Source organism: Halomonas sp. TP35 (assembly GCF_052375975.1).
In the GTDB taxonomy this organism is placed as follows: Bacteria; Pseudomonadota; Gammaproteobacteria; order Pseudomonadales; family Halomonadaceae; genus Vreelandella; species Vreelandella citrativorans.
In genome coordinates, this window is record NZ_JBQSUZ010000014.1 from 49,182 (window position 1) to 71,587 (window position 22,406).

Annotated in this window: 17 protein-coding genes and 2 pseudogenes; 13 read left to right on the forward strand and 6 right to left on the reverse strand. The window is 55.1% G+C overall.

The window, feature by feature from the left end:
* Positions 1–18: 18 nt before the first annotated feature.
* The 7 genes and pseudogenes from ACT3RU_RS14525 (at position 19) to ACT3RU_RS14555 (ending at position 6,867) form a co-directional block, all read left to right on the forward strand.
* Entirely contained in the window at positions 19–744 is a 726-nt protein-coding gene (locus tag ACT3RU_RS14525; protein WP_483392768.1) for a murein L,D-transpeptidase catalytic domain family protein, read from the forward strand.
* Positions 745–840: 96 nt separating this feature from the next.
* A complete protein-coding gene (locus tag ACT3RU_RS14530; RefSeq protein ID WP_444628019.1) occupies positions 841–1,860 on the forward strand; it encodes a patatin-like phospholipase family protein in 1,020 nt (339 codons plus the stop codon).
* A gap of 304 nt (positions 1,861–2,164) precedes the next feature.
* Positions 2,165–3,517 carry an MFS transporter gene (locus ACT3RU_RS14535; RefSeq protein WP_483392769.1) on the forward strand — a complete coding sequence of 451 codons (1,353 nt, stop codon included), beginning with the start codon at positions 2,165–2,167 and terminating at the stop codon, positions 3,515–3,517.
* Positions 3,518–3,625: 108 nt separating this feature from the next.
* Positions 3,626–4,891, forward strand: coding sequence for a nitrate- and nitrite sensing domain-containing protein (locus ACT3RU_RS14540; RefSeq protein WP_483392770.1), 1,266 nt, complete (start codon positions 3,626–3,628; stop codon positions 4,889–4,891).
* A gap of 27 nt (positions 4,892–4,918) precedes the next feature.
* Positions 4,919–5,080, forward strand: a pseudogene (locus ACT3RU_RS14545) (short-chain dehydrogenase); the annotation flags it as partial.
* Positions 5,081–5,248: 168 nt separating this feature from the next.
* Entirely contained in the window at positions 5,249–6,241 is a 993-nt protein-coding gene (locus ACT3RU_RS14550; RefSeq protein WP_483392771.1) for an LLM class flavin-dependent oxidoreductase, read from the forward strand.
* Positions 6,242–6,372: 131 nt separating this feature from the next.
* Positions 6,373–6,867 (forward strand): GNAT family N-acetyltransferase, encoded by a 495-nt coding sequence (locus ACT3RU_RS14555; protein WP_483392772.1) that lies wholly within the window; start codon positions 6,373–6,375, stop codon positions 6,865–6,867.
* 204 nt (positions 6,868–7,071) lie between these two features.
* Here ACT3RU_RS14555 and ACT3RU_RS14560 read toward each other — a convergent pair whose 3' ends face one another.
* Positions 7,072–7,647: a DUF1415 domain-containing protein gene (locus ACT3RU_RS14560; RefSeq protein ID WP_483392773.1), complete on the reverse strand. Its 576-nt coding sequence runs from the start codon at positions 7,645–7,647 to the stop codon at positions 7,072–7,074.
* Positions 7,648–7,715: 68 nt separating this feature from the next.
* Positions 7,716–8,384, reverse strand: a complete 669-nt coding sequence (locus tag ACT3RU_RS14565) for a GntR family transcriptional regulator (RefSeq protein ID WP_483392774.1) — start codon at positions 8,382–8,384, stop codon at positions 7,716–7,718.
* Between the two features lie 191 nt (positions 8,385–8,575).
* On the opposite strand from ACT3RU_RS14565, the gene ACT3RU_RS14570 reads away from it, so the two are divergent.
* The 3 genes from ACT3RU_RS14570 (at position 8,576) to ACT3RU_RS14580 (ending at position 11,657) form a co-directional block, all read left to right on the forward strand.
* Positions 8,576–9,133 carry a chromate transporter gene (locus ACT3RU_RS14570; RefSeq protein WP_483392775.1) on the forward strand — a complete coding sequence of 186 codons (558 nt, stop codon included), beginning with the start codon at positions 8,576–8,578 and terminating at the stop codon, positions 9,131–9,133.
* Positions 9,130–9,660 (forward strand): chromate transporter, encoded by a 531-nt coding sequence (locus ACT3RU_RS14575; protein ID WP_192526681.1) that lies wholly within the window; start codon positions 9,130–9,132, stop codon positions 9,658–9,660. Before ACT3RU_RS14570 ends, ACT3RU_RS14575 begins: the two co-directional genes overlap by 4 nt.
* A gap of 146 nt (positions 9,661–9,806) precedes the next feature.
* Positions 9,807–11,657, forward strand: coding sequence for an ABC transporter ATP-binding protein (locus tag ACT3RU_RS14580; RefSeq protein WP_483392776.1), 1,851 nt, complete (start codon positions 9,807–9,809; stop codon positions 11,655–11,657).
* A gap of 40 nt (positions 11,658–11,697) precedes the next feature.
* Here ACT3RU_RS14580 and arfA read toward each other — a convergent pair whose 3' ends face one another.
* A complete protein-coding gene (gene arfA, locus ACT3RU_RS14585) occupies positions 11,698–11,844 on the reverse strand; it encodes an alternative ribosome rescue factor ArfA (protein WP_483392777.1) in 147 nt (48 codons plus the stop codon).
* 113 nt (positions 11,845–11,957) lie between these two features.
* The gene (gene dkgB / locus ACT3RU_RS14590) at positions 11,958–12,776 is read right to left on the reverse strand and encodes a 2,5-didehydrogluconate reductase DkgB (RefSeq protein ID WP_483392778.1); all 819 of its coding nucleotides are present in this window, start codon (positions 12,774–12,776) and stop codon (positions 11,958–11,960) included.
* Between the two features lie 308 nt (positions 12,777–13,084).
* Between dkgB and ACT3RU_RS14595 the strand changes: the two are divergent.
* Positions 13,085–14,232, forward strand: a pseudogene (locus tag ACT3RU_RS14595) (MFS transporter).
* On the opposite strand, the gene cobA reads toward ACT3RU_RS14595, so the two are convergent.
* Positions 14,197–15,111 (reverse strand): uroporphyrinogen-III C-methyltransferase, encoded by a 915-nt coding sequence (cobA, locus tag ACT3RU_RS14600; protein ID WP_483392779.1) that lies wholly within the window; start codon positions 15,109–15,111, stop codon positions 14,197–14,199. The pseudogene ACT3RU_RS14595 and the gene cobA overlap by 36 nt on opposite strands.
* Positions 15,071–17,809: a nitrate reductase gene (locus ACT3RU_RS14605; RefSeq protein ID WP_483392780.1), complete on the reverse strand. Its 2,739-nt coding sequence runs from the start codon at positions 17,807–17,809 to the stop codon at positions 15,071–15,073. The genes cobA and ACT3RU_RS14605 overlap by 41 nt, the downstream gene beginning before the upstream one ends.
* Positions 17,810–18,589: 780 nt before the next feature.
* On the opposite strand from ACT3RU_RS14605, the gene ACT3RU_RS14610 reads away from it, so the two are divergent.
* Positions 18,590–19,873: an NAD(P)/FAD-dependent oxidoreductase gene (locus tag ACT3RU_RS14610; RefSeq protein ID WP_192526675.1), complete on the forward strand. Its 1,284-nt coding sequence runs from the start codon at positions 18,590–18,592 to the stop codon at positions 19,871–19,873.
* 2 nt (positions 19,874–19,875) lie between these two features.
* The gene (gene nirB, locus ACT3RU_RS14615) at positions 19,876–22,386 is read left to right on the forward strand and encodes a nitrite reductase large subunit NirB (protein WP_192526674.1); all 2,511 of its coding nucleotides are present in this window, start codon (positions 19,876–19,878) and stop codon (positions 22,384–22,386) included.
* The last annotated feature ends 20 nt before the right edge of the window (positions 22,387–22,406 follow it).

Consider the following 22,406-nt stretch of genomic DNA (forward strand, 5'->3'; position numbering starts at 1 on the left):
TCAGCAGGATTGCTCTGTATGGTAACCCGTTTGCGCCCACTATCGTTGTCATGCTGTTTACCTTTCGCGTTCATTAGCCTCCCTTTATACGCGAGCAGTTTCTTTTCTGATGTCGCCTCAACGCCTCCTCCCGGTGTGTTATCACTTAATCATCAGTTGCTTCAATTAGCGCCTTCGGCTACCCCAGAAGCGCTGCGCCTTGCCGCCCAAGCGCTTAGCTGTGCGGATCCCAATGTCGAGCGGCTGGCAGTTATCGACTATTCACTGCCTTCCACCGAGCGGCGCATGTGGGTCTTTGATCTGCGCCAGCACACGCTACTGTTTGAGGAATTGGTCTCCCATGGTCAGGGTTCTGGTGATGCGCAAGCCGAAACCTTCTCGAATATTCCTGAAAGTTATCAATCAAGTCTTGGCTTGTTTCGTACCATGAATAGCTATTACGGACGCAACGGCTACTCCCTTAGGCTTAACGGGCTGGAACCCGAGGTCAACGACCTCGCCTACGAACGTGCCATTGTGATTCATGGAGCCGACTACGTTAGCGACGACTTTATCGCGCAAACAGGTCGTCTCGGCCGCAGCCATGGCTGTCCCGCTGTACGCGAGGATATCACTTACCCGCTGATTGATAGCTTAAGAGAAGATCAGTATGTGTTTGCCTATTACCCCGATGAAGAGTGGCTCGCCAGCTCAGATTTCTTACGCTGCCAAACGCCAGGCTCCCCCCATTTAGCGCAGCGTTAAATTCGTCTCATACGCGTTGGTGGTGGCATGTGTTGGTTCTTATGTCATGCTGAGAAGCAGTGCAGCATGAATAAGCTAACTAACGCATGAGGCCTTATGACTCAAGTCAAGAAGCTGGATCTCGCATTGCAAGGTGGTGGGGCACACGGCGCTTATTCATGGGGCGTCATTGACCGCCTGCTTGAAGATGAGCGCATCGAAATAGAAGGTATTAGCGGCACCAGTGCCGGCGCCATGAATGGCGTGGTGATGGCCGATGCCCTTACCAGGGGCGGCAAGCCGTTAGCCAGGCAAGCACTTACGGACTTTTGGCAGGCCGTCAGCCGCGCGGGTATGGCAAGCCCGGTACGCCGTTCGCCGATGGATGTCTGGACCGGCAACTGGAGCCTTGATCATTCGCCAGGCTATATCGCGATGGACCTTATGACGCGCCTGATCTCGCCCTATCAATTCAACCCGTTGAACGTTAACCCACTGCGTGACATCGTTGATGCACACATTGATTTCGAGCGGGTGCGCCAATGCGAGCAGCTTAAGCTGTTTGTGGCGGCCACCAATGTGCGCACGGGCAAACAGCGTGTCTTTCGTCGTGAAGAGATGAGCCTTGATGCTGTGATGGCCTCTGCCTGTTTACCCTTGATGTTCCAGGCCGTTGAAATTGATGGCGAGGCCTACTGGGATGGTGGCTACATGGGCAATCCTGCACTGTTTCCCTTAATGGAGGAGTGCAGTTCACGCGATATCCTGCTGATACAAATTAACCCTATCAGCCGCGACTCAGTACCGACCTGTGCGTCATCCATTCTGAACAGACTTAACGAAATTACCTTTAACGCCGCGCTGATTAAAGAGATACGCATGATTGCGCTACTGCAACACGCCCTGGAAGAGCAAGGGATCAATAACTGTTACCAGCAGGCACTCTTTCATCGTATTAGCGGCGAGCAAGCGCTGGAAAATCTTTCTGTTTCCAGCAAGATGAATTCGGAATGGTCGTTTCTTTCACACCTTTTTGAACAAGGCCGAGACGCCGCGCAGCGCTGGCTGGATGAGCACTTCGAGGCAATCGGCAATCACTCAACGCTGGATATCGACGCCGTTTACCTGCACGACTAAACAGCACTATTGTGATGCATGCCGCCTACGGCATGCCCATCAACAGCGCGTGGGGCTGTTCCTCTTTCTGTAAATCTCCGGCCTATAAAAAGTAACCAACTGATAAGGCTTACAAAAACCCCCGATGGCGAATTAATTGCTTAACTATCTCTTGTGATGGTAGGCGTAGACCAGGCCCAACCGGGTACGAGTGCGTCGAGCCTGACCTTCAATGACGAAGGCATGTTCTCGTGAACACGTAACGCAGCAAAGCGATTTAGCGTTGCGTGATGCTCAACTGGTTCAAGATCCCCGAGGCCATCTCATGGACATACGCAATAAAGCCAATCGTATTCGACTGCTGACGTTCTCCACGCCTCAGATGCGTGCCTTCCACTTGTCGTGGTTTGCTTTTCATATCTGTTTCTTTGGCTGGTTCGGCATCGCGCCACTCATGGCGGTGGTGCGCGATAACCTTTCCCTGACACAGACACAAATTGGCAACACGATCATCGCGTCTGTCGCGATTACCGTTATCGTACGGCTCCTGATCGGATTGCTGTGTGACCGATTAGGACCGCGCAAAACCTACACGGGCCTGCTCATTTTAGGCTCCCTACCGGTCATGGGCATCGGCTTTGCCAATAGTTTTGAGACGTTCCTGCTAGCCCGCTTAGCCATTGGCGCTATCGGTGCCTCATTCGTGATTACGCAGTACCACACCACCATGATGTTTGCGCCCAATGTCGTGGGTACCGCCAATGCAACGAGTGCGGGCTGGGGTAATCTGGGAGGCGGTACCACGCAAATTCTCATGCCGCTTATCTTTGCAGGCATGCTAATGCTGGGCGTTAACGAAGCGCTAGGCTGGCGTCTTGCCATGGTCGTGCCCGGCATTGTGATGTTTATCACCGGGCTCGGTTACTGGTTCCTCACGCAGGATGCGCCTGACGGCAACTTTAGTGACCTGCGCGCACGGGGTGAATTGCCCGAGGCAACGGGCGAGAACAGCGCCACTCAATGCTTTTTAGCAGCGGCGAAAGACATCCGCGTTTGGGCACTGTTTGTAGTTTATGGGCTCTGTTTTGGTGTTGAACTTACGATCAACAATATTGCGGCTATCTACTTCTTCGACAAATTCGACTTAACGCTGGCAATGGCTGGCATGATTGCAGGGCTTTTTGGGTTGATGAATATTTTTGCCCGCACACTGGGTGGTGTTTTCTCGGACCTATTCGCCAAACAGGGCGGGTTAAAAGGACGCGTGCGCTGGCTATTTATTGCGCTGCTTTGTGAAGGTATTGCGCTGGTCGCCTTTTCGCAAATGCACATTCTAAGCTTGGCCATTGGCATCATGCTGGTGTTTAGCCTCTTCGTACAAATGGCCGAAGGCGCCACGTTCGGTGTCGTGCCGTTTATCAATAAAAAAGCCTTGGGCGCAGTTGCCGGGATTGTGGGTGCAGGCGGAAATGTCGGCGCCGTCTCGGCAGCCTTTCTGTTTCGCAGTGAAAGCTTAAGCTATCAACAAGGGCTATTTTACCTGGGCGTGACCGTTCTGGTACTGGCCTCGTGTGTATTAGTCGTTCGGTTTAACGACATAACGGAAGCACAAGAAGCAAACGCTTACCGTGATGCCGTGGGCGATGATACCGGTGCGGGGGCCCTTTCATTACGTTAGCGCCAGGCATTACGTTAACACCAGGCATTACACTCAAGCAGCCCCCTACTCTCCGCCGCAAGCCAGCCATGGGAGAAGGGGCAACGCGGCGAGTAAAAGGAAATCGTTATGTCATCTGCCCAGCAGCTACTCTTAACCGCCATTCGTTGCGATATCGACAATTTTCGCTATTTAGCAACGACCTCAGAAATCGTTGCGGATATTAGCCGTTTTATCCATGTGCTTCAGCGCGAACGCGGTGCCTCAACGATTTATCTCGCCTCTCAAGGTCAGCGCTTTAAAACACGCCGCCAGACGTATATTAACAAGAGCAAAGAGGCCGAAGCGCTGCTGCGCAGGCGCTTAGAGGCGCTAAGCCAGGAAGTGCGCCCGCAGGCGGCGGCACGCCTGTTGCGCCGGATAGCCGCCGTGTGGAACGCCCTGGACGACTTAAACGTACTGCGCAGCGCCATTGATAACGTTGCTATTTCTCCCGATGCCGCCACCCAAGCCTTTAATCACCTTATTGGCGGTTTGTTAGCGATTGTCTTCGAAGCTGCCGACACCTCAGACGATCCAGATATCACCCGCGCGCTGGTGGCTATTTTCCATCTCATGCAAGGCAAGGAGCTAGCCGGACAAGAGCGTGCCTGTGGCGCCTTTGGCTATACCCTTGGCCATTTTGATGACAATCATCGCCAACTTCTCGGCCAACTGGTTAACGACCAGCAGCGCTGTTTTGACACTTTTATCGAATTTGCTACGCCAGACGCCGTGCTTGCCTGGCAGCAGGCCGTTTCAGCCAGCACGCTAACCGGCATTCAACAGCTGCGTGAGGCCGCCTGCCAGCCAGCGTCGCCGCACATAACGTCTAACGCGTTGGGTGAAACCTGGTACGAGCTAACCACGCTGCGTATCGACGCCATTAAAAGCGTCGAAGATACGTTAAACGCACAGTTAGCCGCGCTTTGCTATCGCAAAATACACCAGGCAGAAGCAACGTTTGAGCAGACCAAAACCAAGCATGGCGCGCATAAGCCTGCGCCTTGCGAACAGTTACTGGCACTTAACCATGCCCAGCCGCTGGGTGATTTAACGGCCAGCGCGCTGACCTCACCGCTTGGCCGCTCCCTGATAGCGTTAACCCAGGCCCAGTCCAGCCGCCTACAAGGGTTAAGCGATGAGCTGGAAAATACCCGTAAGGCACTGCGTGAACGTAAGCTGATTGAACGCGCTAAAGGACTTATTATGGCGCACCAATCAATAAGTGAAGAGGAGGCTTACCGCTTTCTTCGCAAGACATCGATGGATCAAAGCAAAAGCATGGCAGACATGGCGCAAACCATTCTCGATCTCTCCTCCATGCTCAAAGAGGCTCCAGCACACTCACGCTAAACGGGCCATCCAGTGATGTCACCTGGTTTGATTGAGCCCGGCATGGTCGATACGCCCTTTTTTGATGAACCGCCTGAAACGGCGCTGGAAGCTCGCGATGTCGCTAACGCGGTTATTTATGCGCTCTCTCAACCGGCTCATGTCGACGTTAACGAGATCCTGATTCGCCCCACCCCGCCGAGTGACTAACCGATAAAACAGGTTACGCAGCTCAAAAGGGGCTACTCCTTGCATTTGGCCTTCATAGCCCGCATACACTCTACTAACAAGCGTGCTAATGATTTAACCGCGTACCGTCTCATTGCATACGCGCCCAAATTCTTAAGCATGCTCCACGTCTTTATTAGTAGGTGAAATATGAGCCAACTCTCTTCGACCGCGCTCTCTGTTCTCGACCTTGCCCCTATACGCCAAGGCGGCAGCGCTGCTGAAACGTTCCGTGATAGCGTTTCACTGGCACAGCGAGCCGAGCAGTTGGGCTATACCCGTTACTGGCTTGCCGAACATCACAACATTCCTGGAATAGCCAGTGCCGCCACGTCCGTTCTGATTGGCCATTTGGCAGGCCACACTTCCACTATACGGCTAGGCTCGGGCGGGGTAATGCTGCCTAATCATCCTCCGCTTGTGATTGCCGAGCAGTTTGGCACGCTGGAAACGCTCTACCCTGGGCGCATTGACCTGGGGCTTGGGCGGGCGCCTGGTTCTGACGGTGCCACTATGCGTGCCATGCGGCGCAGCATGCATGCTGGCGTAGATGATTTCCCCGAGCAACTAAGCGAGCTGCGTCGCTACCTGGGTGATGCAGAGCCCGGCCAGCAGGTGAAAGCGGTGCCAGGCCAAGGAACTAACGTGCCTATCTGGCTGTTGGGTTCAAGCGGCTACAGCGCCCAACTGGCCGCCAGGCTGGGCCTGCCCTTTGCGTTTGCGGCGCAGTTTGCACCCGGCTATCTATTTGAAGCGTTACGCCTCTACCGCGATAACTTCCGCCCGTCTGAGCATCTGGATAAGCCTTATGCCATGGTCGGACTGCCGGTGATGGCCGCTGAAAATGATGCCATGGCGCATTACCTTGCTACCTCCGCCCAGCAGAAGTTTCTGAACCTTATTCGTGGCAAGCCCACTCAGTCGCAGCCCCCGGTAGAGCAACTGGACTGGTCACCCATGGAGCAGTCGCAGGTCAACCAGTTCCTGGGTGCCGCGATTATTGGTGGTCCAGAAACAGTTAAAGCGGGACTTGAAGACTTTCAGGAACGTACAGGCGCCGATGAATTAATGATTAATAGTGACTTTTTTGATCATGCCGACCGCGTGCGTAGCTACGAAATCGTTGCTCAAGTAGCAAAATAAGCGCAACGTGCAGCCGCTTAAGGGGCTTCAGCAGATGCCCCTTCCATGTTGACAGCCGCATGTATCGCTGCGGCCTGGTACCATTAACGCCCATCACATGCTACTCGGCTTATCTCTACCAGGTATTAACCATGTCTACACTTACCTTCACCTTGATGACGCAAGACGACTTCGCTATTTTCTGGCCCACTTTTAAGGCGATTGTGGCGGAACAACACACCTATGCCATTGACCCCGACATTAGCTACGAGGCGGCCTACTCACTATGGTGCCAAGTACCCAAAGCCACGTATGCCGTAAGGGACTCAGCAGGCGAACTGGTGGGAAGCTACTACCTAAAAGCCAATGCGGCAGGCCCGGGTAGCCATGTGTGTAACTGCGGCTATATGGTCACCGCTGCCGCCCGCGGCAAAGGCGTTGCGCGCGCGATGTGTGAACACTCTCAGCAACTCGCCCGCACCCATGATTTTAAAGCCATGCAGTTTAACGCTGTCGTAGCTACGAACGACGCAGCGGTAGCGCTTTGGCAGCGTTTAGGATTTAGTATTGTGGGCACGGTGCCGAAGGCTTATTGTCACGCGACACAAGGACTCGTAGACAGCTACGTGATGCATAAATTCTTATAACTTAGTCGACTAACATATTAATTTTCATAACTTTTTATCGATATCACAACCACTCCAATGAACCATGCTCTGACAGGTGCATTAGGTTTGCTCATTGTCATGTTGATTGTAGTGGCGGCGCTTGGAATACCCGCAGAGAAAAGCGCAACAACCGATCCAAAGCAAGGGCGTTTGAGCTTTAAATAAACAACAGGAATAAAGGCGTTATGGCGTTTTACCCGGAGATGCCCGTTGCGCTAATGCATCCTGAAGATAGCGCTCTGCCCTACTGCTTCCCATCGTGGTCAAATGGGCCACATTGCGTTCCGGGATGACCGAGGTATCACCATAAAACTCAATGGCTTTTTCAACGCTCGCTTCGCGCAATAGGTGCACCATTGCGTAGGGTGAGCGGTTGGTGTAGTTCGAGGCGTCCTCTGGCGTGGCGTCCTCAAAGCAGTAGTCCGGATGAAAAGTCGCCAACTGATAAACACCTTCATAGCCCTGCTCGGCCAGCATGCTTTCTGCCAGTTCTACATAGTCCAGATAGTGGTCAAAGTGCTTAAAAAGCGTGGGAAAGACCAGCAGCGTGGTTTCTGTTTCCGGATGCTCATCCAACCACTGCACTTCGACCATCAGCTCTTCCAATGCCACCTCAAGCTTTTTTGAGCGTACGACGCCCACACGAATAGTGTCACGCTCTACTTCTCGCTGAGCAAAGGGACATACGTTTTCAGCCACAATAAAGTTGCGCACCCAGCTCAACGTTTGCTCAATGACAGCACTATCTGAATATTGCATCGCTCTTTTACATCCGCTTTATCGTGTTTAGTACGCGCCAGTGTACACTGATGGCTTAGCTGGTGCTTTTAGCCGTGCTGCGCAAAGCACGTTAGCGCAGCCTCATAGGATTTAAGGATATGCTCATCAAGAAGCTTTCGCGCTGCTTTCACATCGCGCTTTAAAGCAAGCGCCACTAGCTCATGGTGCTGCTGATCCAACTCCTGGCGAATGACCGGCATTTTGGGCCCCAAGCGCCGGTACCGATCAAATTGATCGTGCAACTGTTCAATAAACCGCAGCGACCATATAGAGCCACACGATGCGACCAGTGTGCGATGAAACTGGGTATGCAATCGCTCCCACTCATCGTCATTATCCAGCGTCATGTCGGCACATTTCAGGCGATGCTCTGCCGCGAGAAGGTTTGCCTCCCACGCCGCATCCCCCAGCGAAATTGCCTGTTCAAATGCCATGCCTTCCAAGGCTAAGCGCGTTGTTACAATATCATCCAGTTCACTGCGTGAAAGTGTTGGTACCCGAAAACCGCGCTGATTTTCCTGTATCAGCAGACCATAGGCGGCCAACTTGTTTAACGCTTCACGCAAGGGGCTTAAGCCCACTTGATACAACTCTTTAAGCGCATTGATTGCCAACTTTTCGCCAGCAGCAAAACGCCCATTAACCAGGTCTTTGCGTAAAATATCGTAAATACGGCTAGATGCTGTCGTTGTGGAGGGCTGAATGTACTGGTTCATGGTAGGGTCCTTTCATCCACCGGTGAGCGCATATCATTTATTCCGTTTGACGCCTGCTAACGCTCTTGATTATATTATTCTATCCTGAAAAATAATCGATTTTATCACTTATAAACGATATAAAGAGAAAATATGGTTTTTCAACGCATCTACTACCGTTTTCGGCCTGCTTATCATAGCGTGACACGCTGATGAAACAGACAGCCCTGTTCTGGGCCTTTTTTCGAGTCGGTATTTTTGGTTTCGGTGGCGGCCCCTCAATGATACCGCTGGTACATGCAGAAGTCGTTACACGCCACCAATGGCTGACGGACGAAGAGTTTGCCGATGTATTAGCCATTGGCAACACCTTACCTGGTCCTATCGCAACTAAAATGCCTGGTTATATAGGCTACCGTGTAGGCGGCATTAGTGGCTGTATAGCGTCGGTACTTGCAGTTTGTTTTCCCATGGTAGTTGCCATGGTGGTCATGCTGGGCGTTTTTAGTCGGTATCGGGATGTGGCCTGGATTCGAGGGATGGGGCAAGCCGTGGTTCCCGTCGTGATGGTGATGATGGGGCAACTGGCCTGGGACTTCTTTGATAAATCGCAAAAGGCGCTAGGCTGGCTTGTCAGTAGCCTAATGGCGATTACCGCTGGCATATTGATTTATTGGCTGGGCATTCACCCCGGTTTTATTATTGGCACGATTTTGCTGGTGGCGCTGTTACGCCCTTCCACGGCTAAAAAAGCGGAGCACTCAGCATGATTTATTGGGAGCTCTTCCTGGCGTTTTTTGTCCCGAACATTGTTGGCTACGGCGGTGGTCCAGCCATTATCCCCCTGCTTGAAGCCGAAGTAGTCGGCCGCTATGGCTGGATGACGTCTCAGGGTTTCGCGGAAACGCTTGCACTTGGAAACGCGCTGCCTAGCCCGATCGCTACTAAAATGGCCGGCTACGTGGGTTATGAAGTGGCCGGCATCGGCGGTGCCGCCGTCGCGATAGCGGCAACGGTTGTGCCTTCGCTACTGCTGATGATTGCCGCACTAGGACTTTTGTACCGTCATCGCGAGTCGCCCCAAGTCAAGCGTATGAGCCAATGGGTACGCCCAGTGATCGCCATTATGATGGTGTGGTTAACGTTTGGCTTTTTCCTTGAAGGCGTTAATGGCGCGGGGTGGGTACATACGCTGATTATCGGCGCCATTGCCGCGATTGCGCTGGTACGGTTCAGCGTTCATCCCGCGTTTGTGGTAATGGGTGCGCTTGTATACGGTGCCTTTATCCTTCCCTAAGGTTTGTACGAAAAGAGCCTATGCTCATCCTCTTCTCCTGCTTCAACCGTCGCGCGCTATTAAAGCGCCGGCGGTTGAAGTGGCTATTGCGACGCAACCCACGCATCATAATAGCTTCTTTCGTTCTCGGTTAATGTTAACTCCCTATGCCCCCACTGTTTTCCACCTCTGATAATGCCCCATCGGTTAACGGTTTTTTCAACGTTTTTCGCTACAGCAAGCGAGCCTTGGGCCTTGTTTGGGAAACCTCCCGCTGGATGATGTTCGGGCTGGCGCTTTGCACTCTGGTGGCTGGCGTGTTGCCTGCGGCGGGTGCCTGGGTGGGCCAACTAATCGTTGATGGCGTCGTCAACGCGATGGACACCTATCACGACACCCATTCCGCTAACCTGACAGTTATTATTATGCCGGTGCTTGAGCTTGTGGCGTTAGAGGCACTCATCATCGCCTTGATCGCACTGGCCCAACGCGGGCTTTCTGCTCAGCAGTCGCTGCTTCGTGCCCTGCTGGGCCAGAAAGTCAATGTCATGATTTTAGAAAAAGCGGGCACGCTATCATTAAGCCAGTTCGAGGATTCAGAGCTTTATGACCAATTAACACGTGCTCGCCGTGAAGCCTCCACGCGACCTTTAGCGCTGGTTAATAAAACCTTCGGGCTGCTGCAAAATGCCATCTCACTGGTCAGTTTTAGTGTACTGCTTGTGCAGTTTTCCCCTTGGGCGCTGCTGATTCTAGCGGCAGGCGCCCTGCCGGTGTTCGTTTCAGAAGCCAAGTTTTCAGGTGATGCGTTTCGCTTGTTTCGCAGGCGCTCACCTGATACGCGTATGCAGGGTTACTTGGAAACCGTGCTGGCCCGCGAAGACAGCATTAAAGAGGTCAAACTGTTTGGCCTTGAGACGCTTTTTTTGCAACGTTATCGCGACATTTTCAACCGGCTATTTAGCGAAGACCGGCGATTAACACTCCGCCGTGAGGGCTGGGGCTTCTTGCTTGGTTTGCTGGGCACGCTAACATTCTACGCGGCGTATGGATGGGTAGTGGTTGAGACGATTGCAGGTGCTATCACGCTGGGGCAGATGACCATGTACTTGATGGTATTTAAACAGGGGCAGTCTGCGCTTTCTGCAAGCCTGACAGCTATCAGCGGCATGTACGAAGACAATCTCTATCTTTCCAACCTCTACGAGTACCTGGAACAACCTACCCAGCAGGAAGACGGCACGCGCTTGCAAGGCGCTCTTCCCGGCGATGGGCTGCGCTTTGAAGATGTAAGCTTTGCTTACCCAGGCGGCAAGCAGGTATTGCAGCATATCTCACTGCACCTGTCTCCCGGTCAAAGCCTTGCCTTGGTCGGCGAAAACGGCTCAGGAAAAACCACGCTCATTAAGCTTTTAACGCGGCTTTATCACCCTACAAAGGGGCGAATTCTGCTGGATGGCAGTGATCTTCGTGACTGGGAAAGCAGTGCGCTACGCAAACGCGTCGGGGTTATTTTTCAGGACTTTGTCCGCTATCAATTGCCGGTTGGCGAAAATCTGGGCGTGGGCGACATCCAGGCGTTTAATAATCAAGAGCGCTGGCAGCAGGCCGCTCGCAATGGCATGGCTGACAGTTTTATCAAACGCATGCCTCAAGGCTATAACACTCAGTTGGGCCGCTGGTTTAAGGACGGACAGGAACTCTCCGGCGGGCAGTGGCAAAAAATAGCGCTCTCACGTGCTTACATGCGCGAAGAGGCCGATATTTTAGTACTGGATGAACCCACCGCCGCGATGGACGCTGCCGCTGAAGCCGACGTATTTACCCGGTTTCGGCAGCATAGCCGCAATAAAATGACGATTCTTATATCGCACCGCTTCTCAACCGTCCGCAATGCGGATCTCATCCTCGTTATCGACCAGGGAGAAATTATTGAACGCGGCACGCATGAAGAACTACTCGCGATAAACGGCCGTTACGCCCATTTATTTCACCTGCAGGCGAAAGGCTATCGCTAAGAGGGATTGATCAGAGCAGAAGCATTGCCAAAACGCCTGATTAAGCGGCTTGGCGATACCCCCGCAGGGCCTTGCACCCTTTACGGGAGTAGCTGCCTTTGCCCTTTTTGGGCGTTTGTTGTTGCATCTTGAACATGGGGGTTCGTAGCTTCGCTTTGAGCGCGTTGTCGCGAATCTTTTGCTTCATGGAATTTTCCTGTACAGCCGATTATTTAAAAGCTATATAAAAGCGGTGCCTGCTAAAACAGGCACCGCTAAGACATTATAAGAAGCTTAAGGTTCCTCAGCACTCATTTAAGATCACTCGTCCCAGGCGGGCGCAAAGTCAGGGTTGGCGATGCGCTCCTTGCGGTCCAGCTTGGCAATGTCGGTCATTTCGCTGTCGCTTAGCACAAGATCAAACGCGGCAATATTGCTTTGGATGTTACGCGCCTTGGTGGAAGAGGGAATGGTGATCATATTGCGCTGATTGACCCAAGCCAAGGCAATTTGCGCAGGCGTTACGCTATGTGCATCAGCAATCTGCTTGAGGGTCGCATCGTCCATTACCTTGCCCACCGCCAGCGGCATAAAGGCCGTTACCTGAATACCGTGATGCTCGCAGCGCTCAACCAGCTTGCGGTTTTGCAGAAAAGGATGCACTTCGATCTGGTTGGTGAGGATTTCGCCTTTACCCAAAATCTCCACCACTTTATCAAGCTGCTCGATGGTGAAGTTGGATACGCCGATATGGCGCGCCTTGCCCAGTGCCTTTACTTCTTTGAGAGCAGCCAGATACTCTTCCATCGCCACTTCGTTATCCGGCGATGGCCAATGGATCAGTAGTAGGTCAACGTAATCGGTGCCCAGTTTTTCAAGGCTTTCATCAACGCTCTCTTTCAAGCGCTGCGGCGCCAGGTTGTCGTGCCACACCTTGGTGGTTAGAAAAATGTCGCCACGTGGCACGCTGCTGTCACGGATCGCTTCACCAACGCCCTTCTCATTACCGTAAAACTGAGCGGTGTCGATATGGCGGTAGCCTGCTTCAAGCGCCGCATGAATGCTCTCTTTTAGCGTATCGCCTTCCAAGCGAAAAGTACCGAAACCGGGGTTAGGCATAACCTTTTGCATCATTAACATCCTTTTCTATTGATAGCGTGTTAATTAACATGGGGCAGCCGTCACGTGACTTCAACCACTCACTAGAAAAACCCCTTAATAGGCTTGGCATTAACCAGGCGGAATTTACGGGCATTTTGATCCACGTTTGGCGCCATAAGCGATAGAATTATAAAAATTCGCTTGCTAACATTCTCTTGCTAACCAAGATACCGCCCATGCCCTCAGATAACGACACGCTTGCAGCGACCGATGCCCCACTGCTTCCCATTCATCGCCAGCCGGGCTTTCTAAGCTTTCTTCTCTCCCGCCTTGCAGCCGTTTTTGCCATGCAAATTCAAGCCATTGTGGTGGCATGGCAAGTATATGACATTACCCGTGATGCCATGTCGCTTGCCTATGTGGGGCTTGCGCAGTTTTTGCCCATGGTGATTTTACTGCTGCCCGCCGGCGATGTGGTCGACCGTTTTCCGCGCAAGCGCATTCTGCAACTCAGCTGGGCAGTACAGGGCATTTGTAGTGCACTACTGCTTTTATTGGCGCAGGCCAATCACGGTAGCGTTATTGAATTTTATGTTGTGCTGGCTCTGTTTGGCTGTGCTCGGGCATTTACCGGCCCCACGCTGCAAAGTATGTTGCCCAATATTGTGCCCCGCGCTCAGCTTGCCCAGGCCATTGCGCTGAATAGCTCGATCATGAAAGTCGCAGTGATTAGCGGGCCATTGCTGGGCGGCGTACTTTACAGTGTGGGCGGCGGCAGCCTGGCTTATACCGTGTGCTTGGGCTGCTTTATCGTCGCGCTGGCCTTACTGATGCTGGTACCGGTGCGCTATGTCGAGAAAGCCAAGGTATTAGAAAGCACCGCTTGGAAGCGTTTTCCGCAGGTATTCGTTATATCCGCTATCAGCCGATTATTCTGGGCGCCATTTCGTTGGATCTATTTGCCGTGCTGCTGGGTGGCGTCGTGGCGCTGCTGCCCATTTACGCTCAGGAAGTTCTGCATGTTGGCCCTGAAGGGCTAGGTGCATTGCGCAGCGCAATTGCGGTGGGTGCATTATTGATGGGGCTTTATCTTGGCGTTCGCGGCATCAAGCGCCGCGCCGGGCATGTGATGTTTGCCGCCGTGGCCGTGTTTGGCCTAGCGAATCTGGTGTTCGCCTTCTCAACCCTGTTCTGGGTGTCAATGATCGCCATGCTGGTGGCGGGTGCGGCCGATATGATCAGCGTTTATGTACGCACCACTGTGATTCAGCTGGCCACGCCGGATGAAATGCGCGGCCGGGTGAATGCCGTCAATATGCTGTTTATTGGCTCAAGCAATGAGTTGGGCGAGTTCCGCGCAGGCAGCATGGCTGCCGGGTTTGGCGTAGTGCCCGCCGCGGTGATTGGCGGCGTGGGCACGTTGGCGGTGGTCGGCCTGTGGATGCGCCTGTTCCCAACGCTACGTCAGGTCGACCGATTCGATGATGCCCGCTGAGGCAAGCGCATTAGCGGGGCTGCTCGCCACCATACTCACCACGCTGCCCACCAGAATCACGCAGGGTGATGGCAGCGGATGATCCGCCAGGCGTTGGGGCATATCGTTAAGGGTACCCACCAATGCCTGCTGTTCAGGCAGGCTGGCATTGGCTACCAGCATGATCGGCCACTCATCGGGCAAGCCGGCCTGACGTAGCCCTGCGCAAATGGCCTCTACCTTGGAAAGCCCCATATAAAACACCAGGGTTTCATCGCGGCGGGCCAGAGTTTTCCAGTCGGGCGCGCCGCCCTCACGGCATAGCTGTGCGGTAATAAAGCGCAGCTGCTGAGAGTGGCCCCGGTCGGTTAGCGGGATCCCCAGGCTTGCGGCGGCGGCAGACGCCGCAGTAATGCCGGGCACGATGTGCGCGGGCACATTGGCATCCGCCAGAGCGGCAAGCTCTTCGCCCATACGCGCAAAGATACCGGGGTCACCGCCTTTCAAGCGCACCACCGATTTTCCGGCGCTTGCCAGCTTGACCATCAAAGCGCCAATTTCCGCTTGAGGCATACTGTGATGGCCGCTAGCCTTGCCGACGTAGTAGCGCTCGGCGGAAAGCGGAACCAGCCCCAACACATCGTCGCCGACCAAACGGTCATACACGATAGCATCGGCCTGCATTAACAGCCGGGCGGCTTTCAGCGTTAACAGCTCCATATCGCCACTGCCCGCGCCCACCAGATACACATGCCCAGCCGTGCATTCTCCGCGCAGCTTAAGCGAAGGAGTGCTTGAGGCGCTGCGCGTAGAGCGCTGGAATGGCGACAGCACACGCTGCGTAAAGCGCATCGTGGCCTCAGGCCACTTCTGTAGTAGACGCTTGCTTAGCACGCGCATGTGAACGCTCCTCTTCAATCAGGGACTTCAATTCAGGCAAACAACTACCGCATTGGGTTCCGCAGGCAAGCCGTGCGCCCAACGCTTCAACGCAGGTATCACCGGCCCGAATGGCATTAACAATCGCCGCCTGGCCCACCTGGTGGCAGCTGCATACCACGGGGCCGGTATCGGCGGCTCCATCGTCACACCCCGCTAACAGCCGGCGCCGGTGCTTATCACTTATGACTGTTTCATTAAAACGCGCTTCAAGCCAGGCAAGCCCAGGCAGTTCGCGCGGCGGGCCGACCATCAGCCACCAGCGCAGTTTACCTTCCACAATAGCCGCAGCGCGCAGGCGGCCATTGCCGCTGTCTTCACACCACAAAGAAGCCCCTTCGGGCAGCCACATAGCGAGTAGCGCCAGCCAGTCATTTACCGGCTTTGAATCTGCCAGCTGCCAGCGCTGGCAGCCCTGCATGGGCACGCGCGCCCAGTAATCGCTTTTACACCACGAGGGCGCTTCCTGCTGGCTATTATCCCCTAATGGGTGAGCAATCAACAGCGTTGCCTCCCAAGCCGTGTTAAGCGGCGCCAACGCCACCGCGCCGTGCTTGGTTTCCGGCTGGCCTGAAACGGAGTCGGTGATGGATTTTAGCAGGGCACCGCTACGCGCCGATTTACTGAACGCATCGCTCCAGTGCATGGGAATAAACACCTCGCCACGCCGCTGGGCATTCGAGATTCGCACTCGCCCTCGGTACTCGCCGCTTGCGGCGGACAATACTGCCAGCTGCTGGTCACCAATGCCATAGTTCGCGGCATCGTTTGGGTGGAGTTCGATAAACGGCTCATAGCGGTGGTTCATCAGCCGGGGGGCGCGCGCCGTCCGCGTCATGGTGTGCCATTGGTCGCGAATACGCCCGGTATTCAGGCGCAGCGGATAGGCGTCACTTAAGCGTTGCTCCGGCAAGCGCGGCGTTATGGCGATGAAATTGGCTCGCCCATTAGGCGTGGCGAATTCACCGTCTTCAAACAGCCGCGCCGTTCCGTGAGGTGCTGAAGACGTCACCGGCCATTGAATTGGCGCCAGCGCGTCGTAGCCCTCGCGCCCAAGCCCCACCAGGCCGGAAATATCGAATAGCCGTTTACTCGTCCCTTCATTCTCGAAAGCGGAAAGGCGCGCGTGCTCATCAAAAATCTCATGGGGATAGGTATAGTCAAACGCCTCATGAAAGCCCAACCGCTTGGCGGCTTCGCACATAATCCACCAATCGTGACGCGCCTGCCCAGGCGCAGGTAGCAAACCACGCTGCCGTGAAATACGCCGCTCGGAATTGGTCACCGTGCCATCTTTTTCAGACCATCCCGTCGCGGGCAGGATAATATCGGCATAGGCCAGCAGATCAGTATGGCTGACGCACTCTGACACAATCACCAGCGGGCACTTTTCAAGCGCACGCCGCATGCGGGCGGCATCCGGCAAGCTGACCGCCGGGTTAGTGGCCATTATCCAAAGCGCCTTTATGTCGCCTCGTTCAACCGCGCCAAAAAGCTCAATCGCCTTATAGCCGGGCGCCTGGGGCAATTCGGGCGTTAACGTTTCAGTTGCCCAAAAGCGGGTGACTCGGTCCAAGGCGCCGGGCGTATGGTAATCCATATGCGCGGCCAGCTGGTTGGCAAGCCCGCCCACTTCGCGTCCGCCCATGGCATTGGGCTGGCCGGTAATCGAGAAAGGCCCCGCCCCCGGCAAGCCGATTTTGCCGCCCGCTAGGTGGCAGTTGATGATCGCATTGCACTTGTCGGTACCGCTGGTGGATTGGTTGACGCCCTGGGAGTAGAGCGTCACGACATGGAGTTGGCTGGCAAACCAGTAGTAAAAGGTCTCCAGCCGCTCTGGGTCGATATCACATATGGCCGCCACGTCATTAATATCATGCTGGCTCGCAGCCAACAGCGCTTCATCAAAACCTTGTGTATGGCGATCCAGATAGAGCTGATCCAGCTTGTTATTCTCAGCCATCCAGGCCAACAGGCCGTTAAACAGCACTGCATCGCTGCCGGGTGCGATGCCTAGGTAAAGGTCGGCAATCTCGCAGCTGTCGGTCACGCGCGGGTCAATGACCACCACCCGCATCAGCGGATTGCGCGTTTTGGCGACCTTCAAGCGCTGATAAAGCACCGGATGGTTCCAAGCCAGATTCGAGCCCACCAGCACCACCAGCTCGGCCTCTTCAATATCTTCATAGTTGCAGGGAACGGCATCCGCGCCCAACGAGCGTTTATACGCCGCCACGGCAGAGGCCATGCAGAGTCGCGAGTTGGTATCCAGGTGCGGCGTGCCTAAAAAGCCTTTAAATAGCTTATTGGCCACATAGTAATCTTCGGTCAATAGCTGGCCTGACAGGTAGGCACCCACTGACTCAGCACCGTAAGTTGCGCGAGTCGTTTGCAACCGCTCTGCCAAGGTGGTTAACGCCACATTCCAGTCAACCGCTTGGCCATCAACCCTGGGGGTAGTGAGCCGGTCATGCAGGCCTAGGGTTTCGTGAAGTGCTGAGCCTTTGACGCATAGCCGACCAAAGTTGGCGGGATGGTCGCGGTCGCCTTCAACGGCGCTGATTGTGCCGCTAGCCACAGTGGCGATTACGCCGCAGCCGACACCGCAATAAGGGCACGTCGTGTTTGCTTTACAAGCCGAGCGTGTGGCCTGGGACATACTGATTTCCTCCCGCTTAAAAAGCAAAAAGCGCCCAAGCGAGCCTCAAAGAAGCCTGCCTGGACGCCGTTGTCTCAGGGACACCTGCACCGGTGCCAAATGTCGCACTGCCGGGATTGGGCACATTTATTAATGGCCTGTCGTCTAATGGCATTAGCGTTGTTATTTGCCCGTCAAACTCGATGGCTGCCTTTTATTGTGCCGATAAACCCGTCTGTGCTTTGTTGCTTGTTGATAAGGTAATAGCAAGGCCTACGCCAACCAACCCATTAAAACAAAAACACCAAATTAAACAGAAGGTTAATAACCAATAAAATATCTTTCGACTTATCTTGTAGGCAGGTTTTTTGCTAACGCTGACTACTCACGGTGCATTCTTACCGCTTAGCGCACCAATAGCGTGCGCAGGCTGAGCGTAAGCGGCTGAAAAGGCGCTGCCTTCAATCTATCTCTTTAAATCAAAGCATTGATAATCAATATAAAAATAAATAATAGCCGAGGCTTGGCTGATAAATTGCCCTGTACTGGTTAGATAAATTCAAGCTTAGCTGGCAGCCAACGGTGGCTGCTCTGTGCGAAACCCAGCTAACGGGTTTGGCCTCAGCTACCGGGCAACGAAGCCCCTGAGTCTGCTTTCCTGGCAATCCACTTGCCCGGGACGCTGACTCAGGGGCTTTTTTATTGGCTTTTCTTCAGCGCTGCGCCACGACAGCATTTATCGCTGCCGAGTATTTGTGGATAGGCATTTGTAGCCAAGCGCTAAACTGTAAGGAGCAACCCATGATCGCTATCTCTCGGTGCTCGTCTGATGATCACTTAGTCGTTATCGGCAACGGCATGGCGAGCCATCGACTGCTTGAGGCCATCGTTAAATTGCCTCATCGACCCCAGCAGATAACGGTGATTGGTGCAGAAGCATCTCCTGCCTATAACCGGATACTGCTATCGCCACTGCTCGCCGATGAAATGCCGCCTAGCGCCCTCGCCCTGCGTGATACGCAGTGGTACGCCAAGCACGGGATCATCCTTCACCTGAATGAATGCGTGCTGGAAATCGACCGCGAAGAGCGGCGTGTTGTCACTACCTGCCGCACGCTGACCTATGACCGCTTGGTGATTGCCACCGGCTCACGCCCAACGCTGCCCGAGGTTCCCGGCATTGGCCTTAACGGCGTGTATGGGTTTCGTACCCTGCAAGATGCCGACACGCTTGCAACGCTTGCCCTACAGGGCGGCGAATGTGTGGTGGTCGGCGGCGGTTTGTTGGGCCTGGAGGCCGCCGAAGGGCTTCGCAAGCGGGGTGCCAGCGTCAGCGTTCTACAGCGCAGCGAGCGGTTAATGAATCGTCAGCTGGATAGCATGGCCGCCGGGCTTCTAGAAACAACGCTTACCCAACGTGGCTTGACCATCTTAACCAATGCACGCATTAGCCATTTTGAAGACGACGGCGCGGGCAACTTAGCCGCTGTCGTACTCGAGGATGGCCAGCGCCTGCCTGCCCAAAGCATCATCGTGGCAACCGGCGTTACACCTAACGCAGAACTTGGCCATCAGGCAGGCCTGGCTACACAGCGCGCCATTATGGTCGATGCCACGCTCACCACCTCAGACCCACGTATTCATGCGTTGGGTGAGTGTTGCCAGTTCGAACAGCACACCTACGGCCTGGTCGAGCCAATCTGGCGCCAGGTAGATGTGTTAGCCAACACGCTGTGTGGCGATGGCAGCGCCCGCTATCGTGAGGCGCCGACTGCAACCAAGCTTAAAATCAGCGGCCTGGCCCTCTACGCGTTTGGCCCCACGGAGGCCGCGCCAGAACACGAAGTACTGCATTACAGCGACCCGGAAAGCGGCGATTACCGCCGTTTGTTACTGCGTAACGGAAGGCTTGAAGGCGCCGTGCTGTATGGCGATACCCATTCCGGCCCCTGGTATTTCGCCCAAGCGCTAGCCAAAACCGATCTGGGCGCCTGCCGCCAGGCGCTGCTGTTCGGTGAAGCCGATGCCAACGCCCTGCTTCTTGATACCCCACCCACTCCCTCATCGACGCTGGAGGCAGCTTAGCCATGTCCACCACCTCTAAACGCAACGTGGTTATTATTGGTAACGGTATGGTCGGCCACCACTTGGTCGAGCAATTGATTGAAAACGGCGCCTTAGCGCAGATGAATATCACCGTGTTTGGCGAAGAGCGCCACCGCGCTTATGACCGTGTGCACCTTTCCGAATACTTCAAAGGCCGCGACGCCGAAGCGCTGGCCCTCTGCGATGCCGATTACTACGCACGCCACGGCGTTACGTTCAACAGCTGCGAAGCGGTTGTATCCATCGACCGCGCTGCAAAAACAGTCGCCACCGAACACGGGCATTACGCCTATGATCACTTGGTGCTGGCCACCGGCTCCTACCCATTTGTGCCGCCCATTCCCGGTAACGATCGCGAAGGCTGCCTGGTGTATCGCACGCTGGACGACCTGGACGCCATCCGCGATGCGGCGCAAAGTGCCGCCACCGGTGTCGTGGTGGGCGGCGGCCTGTTAGGTTTGGAAGCGGCCAACGCGCTGCGCGGCTTGAATCTGGAAACTGCAGTGATCGAGTTCGCTCCACGCCTGATGCCCATGCAGGTAGATGCTGAGGGCGGCGAGCTGCTGCGCGAAAAAATCGAAGCCTTGGGTGTTCAGGTACTGACCGAGCGGGCCACTCAGCGCATTGAAGATGGCGCAACCAGCCGTCATCGCATGGTGTTTCAGGATGACAAAATACTGGAAACTGACCTAATCGTGTTCTCGGCGGGCATTCGCCCCCGGGACCAGCTTGCCCGCGAGTGCGGCCTGGAGATCGGCGAGCGTGGCGGCGTAGTGATTAACGATCAGTGTCAAACCAGCGACCCGGCGATTTTAGCCATTGGCGAAGTGGCGCTGTGGAATCAGAGCATTTTTGGCCTGGTGGCGCCTGGCTATCAGATGGCAAAGACAGCGCTTTCGACGCTCACCGGTGGCGACGCTTCTTTTACCGGTGCTGATATGAGCACCAAGCTCAAACTTCTGGGTGTGGACGTAGGCTCGATTGGCGATGCCCACGGCAACCAAAACCCCGGCGCGCGGATGTTTCGCTACCTTGACCCGCTTACCCAGATTTACCGCAAGATGGTGGTCTCAAGCGACGGCAAAAAGCTTCTGGGCGCCATGCTGGTGGGCGATAACAGCGCTTACGACACCCTGATGCAGTACTACGCCAACGGTATCGAGCTACCCAAAGAGCCCGCCTCGCTGATTCTGCCGCAAAGCGGCGCCGCCCCGGCGCTTGGCCCGGGCGCGCTGCCGGAAACCGCGATGATCTGCTCGTGCCATAACGTCACCAAGGCCAGCATCTGCAGCGCCATTGACGCAGGCGCCAGCGACTTGGCATCCGTTAAAGGTGATACCCGCGCCAGCACCGGCTGCGGTGGCTGCGCGTCGCTTTTGAAAAGCGTGGTGGATCACGAGCTGGCCGCCCGCGGCGTCGAGGTGGACACGTCACTCTGCGAGCACTTTGCCTATACCCGCCAGGCGCTTTACGACATCGTGCGTGTGAAGGGAATAAAGACCTTCAGCGAGCTGATCGAAAAGCACGGCGCGCCGGACGCTCACCACCTGGGCTGCGATATCTGCAAGCCCGCTGTAGGCTCCATTCTCGCCTCCTGCTTTAACGAGCCGATTACCGACGCCGCGCATATTCCGCTGCAGGATACCAACGATACCTTCATGGCCAATATGCAGAAGAACGGCACTTATTCGGTGGTGCCGCGCATCGCAGGTGGGGAAATCACGCCGGATAAACTGGTGGTGCTGGGACAGGTAGCGCAAAAGTATGGCCTTTATAGCAAGATCACCGGCGGCCAGCGGATTGATCTGTTCGGCGCCCGCCTGGAAGACCTGCCCGATATCTGGGCCGAGCTAATCGAGGCCGGCTTTGAAACCGGCCATGCCTACGGCAAGTCGCTGCGTACGGTAAAATCCTGCGTGGGCAGCACCTGGTGTCGCTACGGCGTGCAGGACAGCGTAGGCATGGCGATCAAGCTTGAGAACCGCTACAAGGGCCTTCGTGCACCGCACAAGATCAAGTTTGGCGTATCAGGCTGTACCCGCGAGTGCGCCGAAGCACAAAGCAAGGATATCGGGATTATCGCCACCGAAAACGGTTGGAACCTCTACGTGTGCGGCAACGGCGGTATGCGCCCACGCCATGCGGAGCTGTTTGCCACCGATCTTGACGATGAAGCCCTCTACCGCACCATCGACCGCTTCCTGATGTTCTACGTGCGCACGGCGGATCGTTTACAGCGCACCTCGGTATGGCGGGAAAACCTTGAAGGCGGGCTGGAGTATCTGAAAGAGGTAATTCTCGACGACCGCCTGGGCATGGGCGAGGAGCTGGAGCGCCAGATGCAAACCGTGGTGGACAACTATCAATGTGAGTGGGCGGGCGCCATCAGCGACCCGGACAAGCTCAAGCGCTTTAGAAGCTACGTCAACGATAGCCGCCCGGACCCATCGATCATCATGACCAGTGAGCGCGGCCAGCTACGGCCTGCCTAATCGTCATCATTTCAAAGGGC

Excerpts from the sequence above, each read along its gene's own strand:
- ACT3RU_RS14525 (WP_483392768.1), top strand. The coding sequence starts at position 19 with ATGGTAACCCGTTTGCGCCCACTATCGTTGTCATGCTGTTTACCTTTC.
- ACT3RU_RS14530 (WP_444628019.1), top strand. The coding sequence starts at position 841 with ATGACTCAAGTCAAGAAGCTGGATCTCGCATTGCAAGGTGGTGGGGCA.
- ACT3RU_RS14535 (WP_483392769.1), top strand. The coding sequence starts at position 2,165 with ATGGACATACGCAATAAAGCCAATCGTATTCGACTGCTGACGTTCTCC.
- ACT3RU_RS14540 (WP_483392770.1), top strand. The coding sequence starts at position 3,626 with ATGTCATCTGCCCAGCAGCTACTCTTAACCGCCATTCGTTGCGATATC.
- ACT3RU_RS14550 (WP_483392771.1), top strand. The coding sequence starts at position 5,249 with ATGAGCCAACTCTCTTCGACCGCGCTCTCTGTTCTCGACCTTGCCCCT.
- ACT3RU_RS14555 (WP_483392772.1), top strand. The coding sequence starts at position 6,373 with ATGTCTACACTTACCTTCACCTTGATGACGCAAGACGACTTCGCTATT.
- ACT3RU_RS14560 (WP_483392773.1), bottom strand. The coding sequence starts at position 7,647 with ATGCAATATTCAGATAGTGCTGTCATTGAGCAAACGTTGAGCTGGGTG.
- ACT3RU_RS14565 (WP_483392774.1), bottom strand. The coding sequence starts at position 8,384 with ATGAACCAGTACATTCAGCCCTCCACAACGACAGCATCTAGCCGTATT.
- ACT3RU_RS14570 (WP_483392775.1), top strand. The coding sequence starts at position 8,576 with ATGAAACAGACAGCCCTGTTCTGGGCCTTTTTTCGAGTCGGTATTTTT.
- ACT3RU_RS14575 (WP_192526681.1), top strand. The coding sequence starts at position 9,130 with ATGATTTATTGGGAGCTCTTCCTGGCGTTTTTTGTCCCGAACATTGTT.
- ACT3RU_RS14580 (WP_483392776.1), top strand. The coding sequence starts at position 9,807 with ATGCCCCCACTGTTTTCCACCTCTGATAATGCCCCATCGGTTAACGGT.
- arfA (WP_483392777.1), bottom strand. The coding sequence starts at position 11,844 with ATGAAGCAAAAGATTCGCGACAACGCGCTCAAAGCGAAGCTACGAACC.
- dkgB (WP_483392778.1), bottom strand. The coding sequence starts at position 12,776 with ATGTTAATGATGCAAAAGGTTATGCCTAACCCCGGTTTCGGTACTTTT.
- cobA (WP_483392779.1), bottom strand. The coding sequence starts at position 15,111 with ATGCGCGTGCTAAGCAAGCGTCTACTACAGAAGTGGCCTGAGGCCACG.
- ACT3RU_RS14605 (WP_483392780.1), bottom strand. The coding sequence starts at position 17,809 with ATGTCCCAGGCCACACGCTCGGCTTGTAAAGCAAACACGACGTGCCCT.
- ACT3RU_RS14610 (WP_192526675.1), top strand. The coding sequence starts at position 18,590 with ATGATCGCTATCTCTCGGTGCTCGTCTGATGATCACTTAGTCGTTATC.
- nirB (WP_192526674.1), top strand. The coding sequence starts at position 19,876 with ATGTCCACCACCTCTAAACGCAACGTGGTTATTATTGGTAACGGTATG.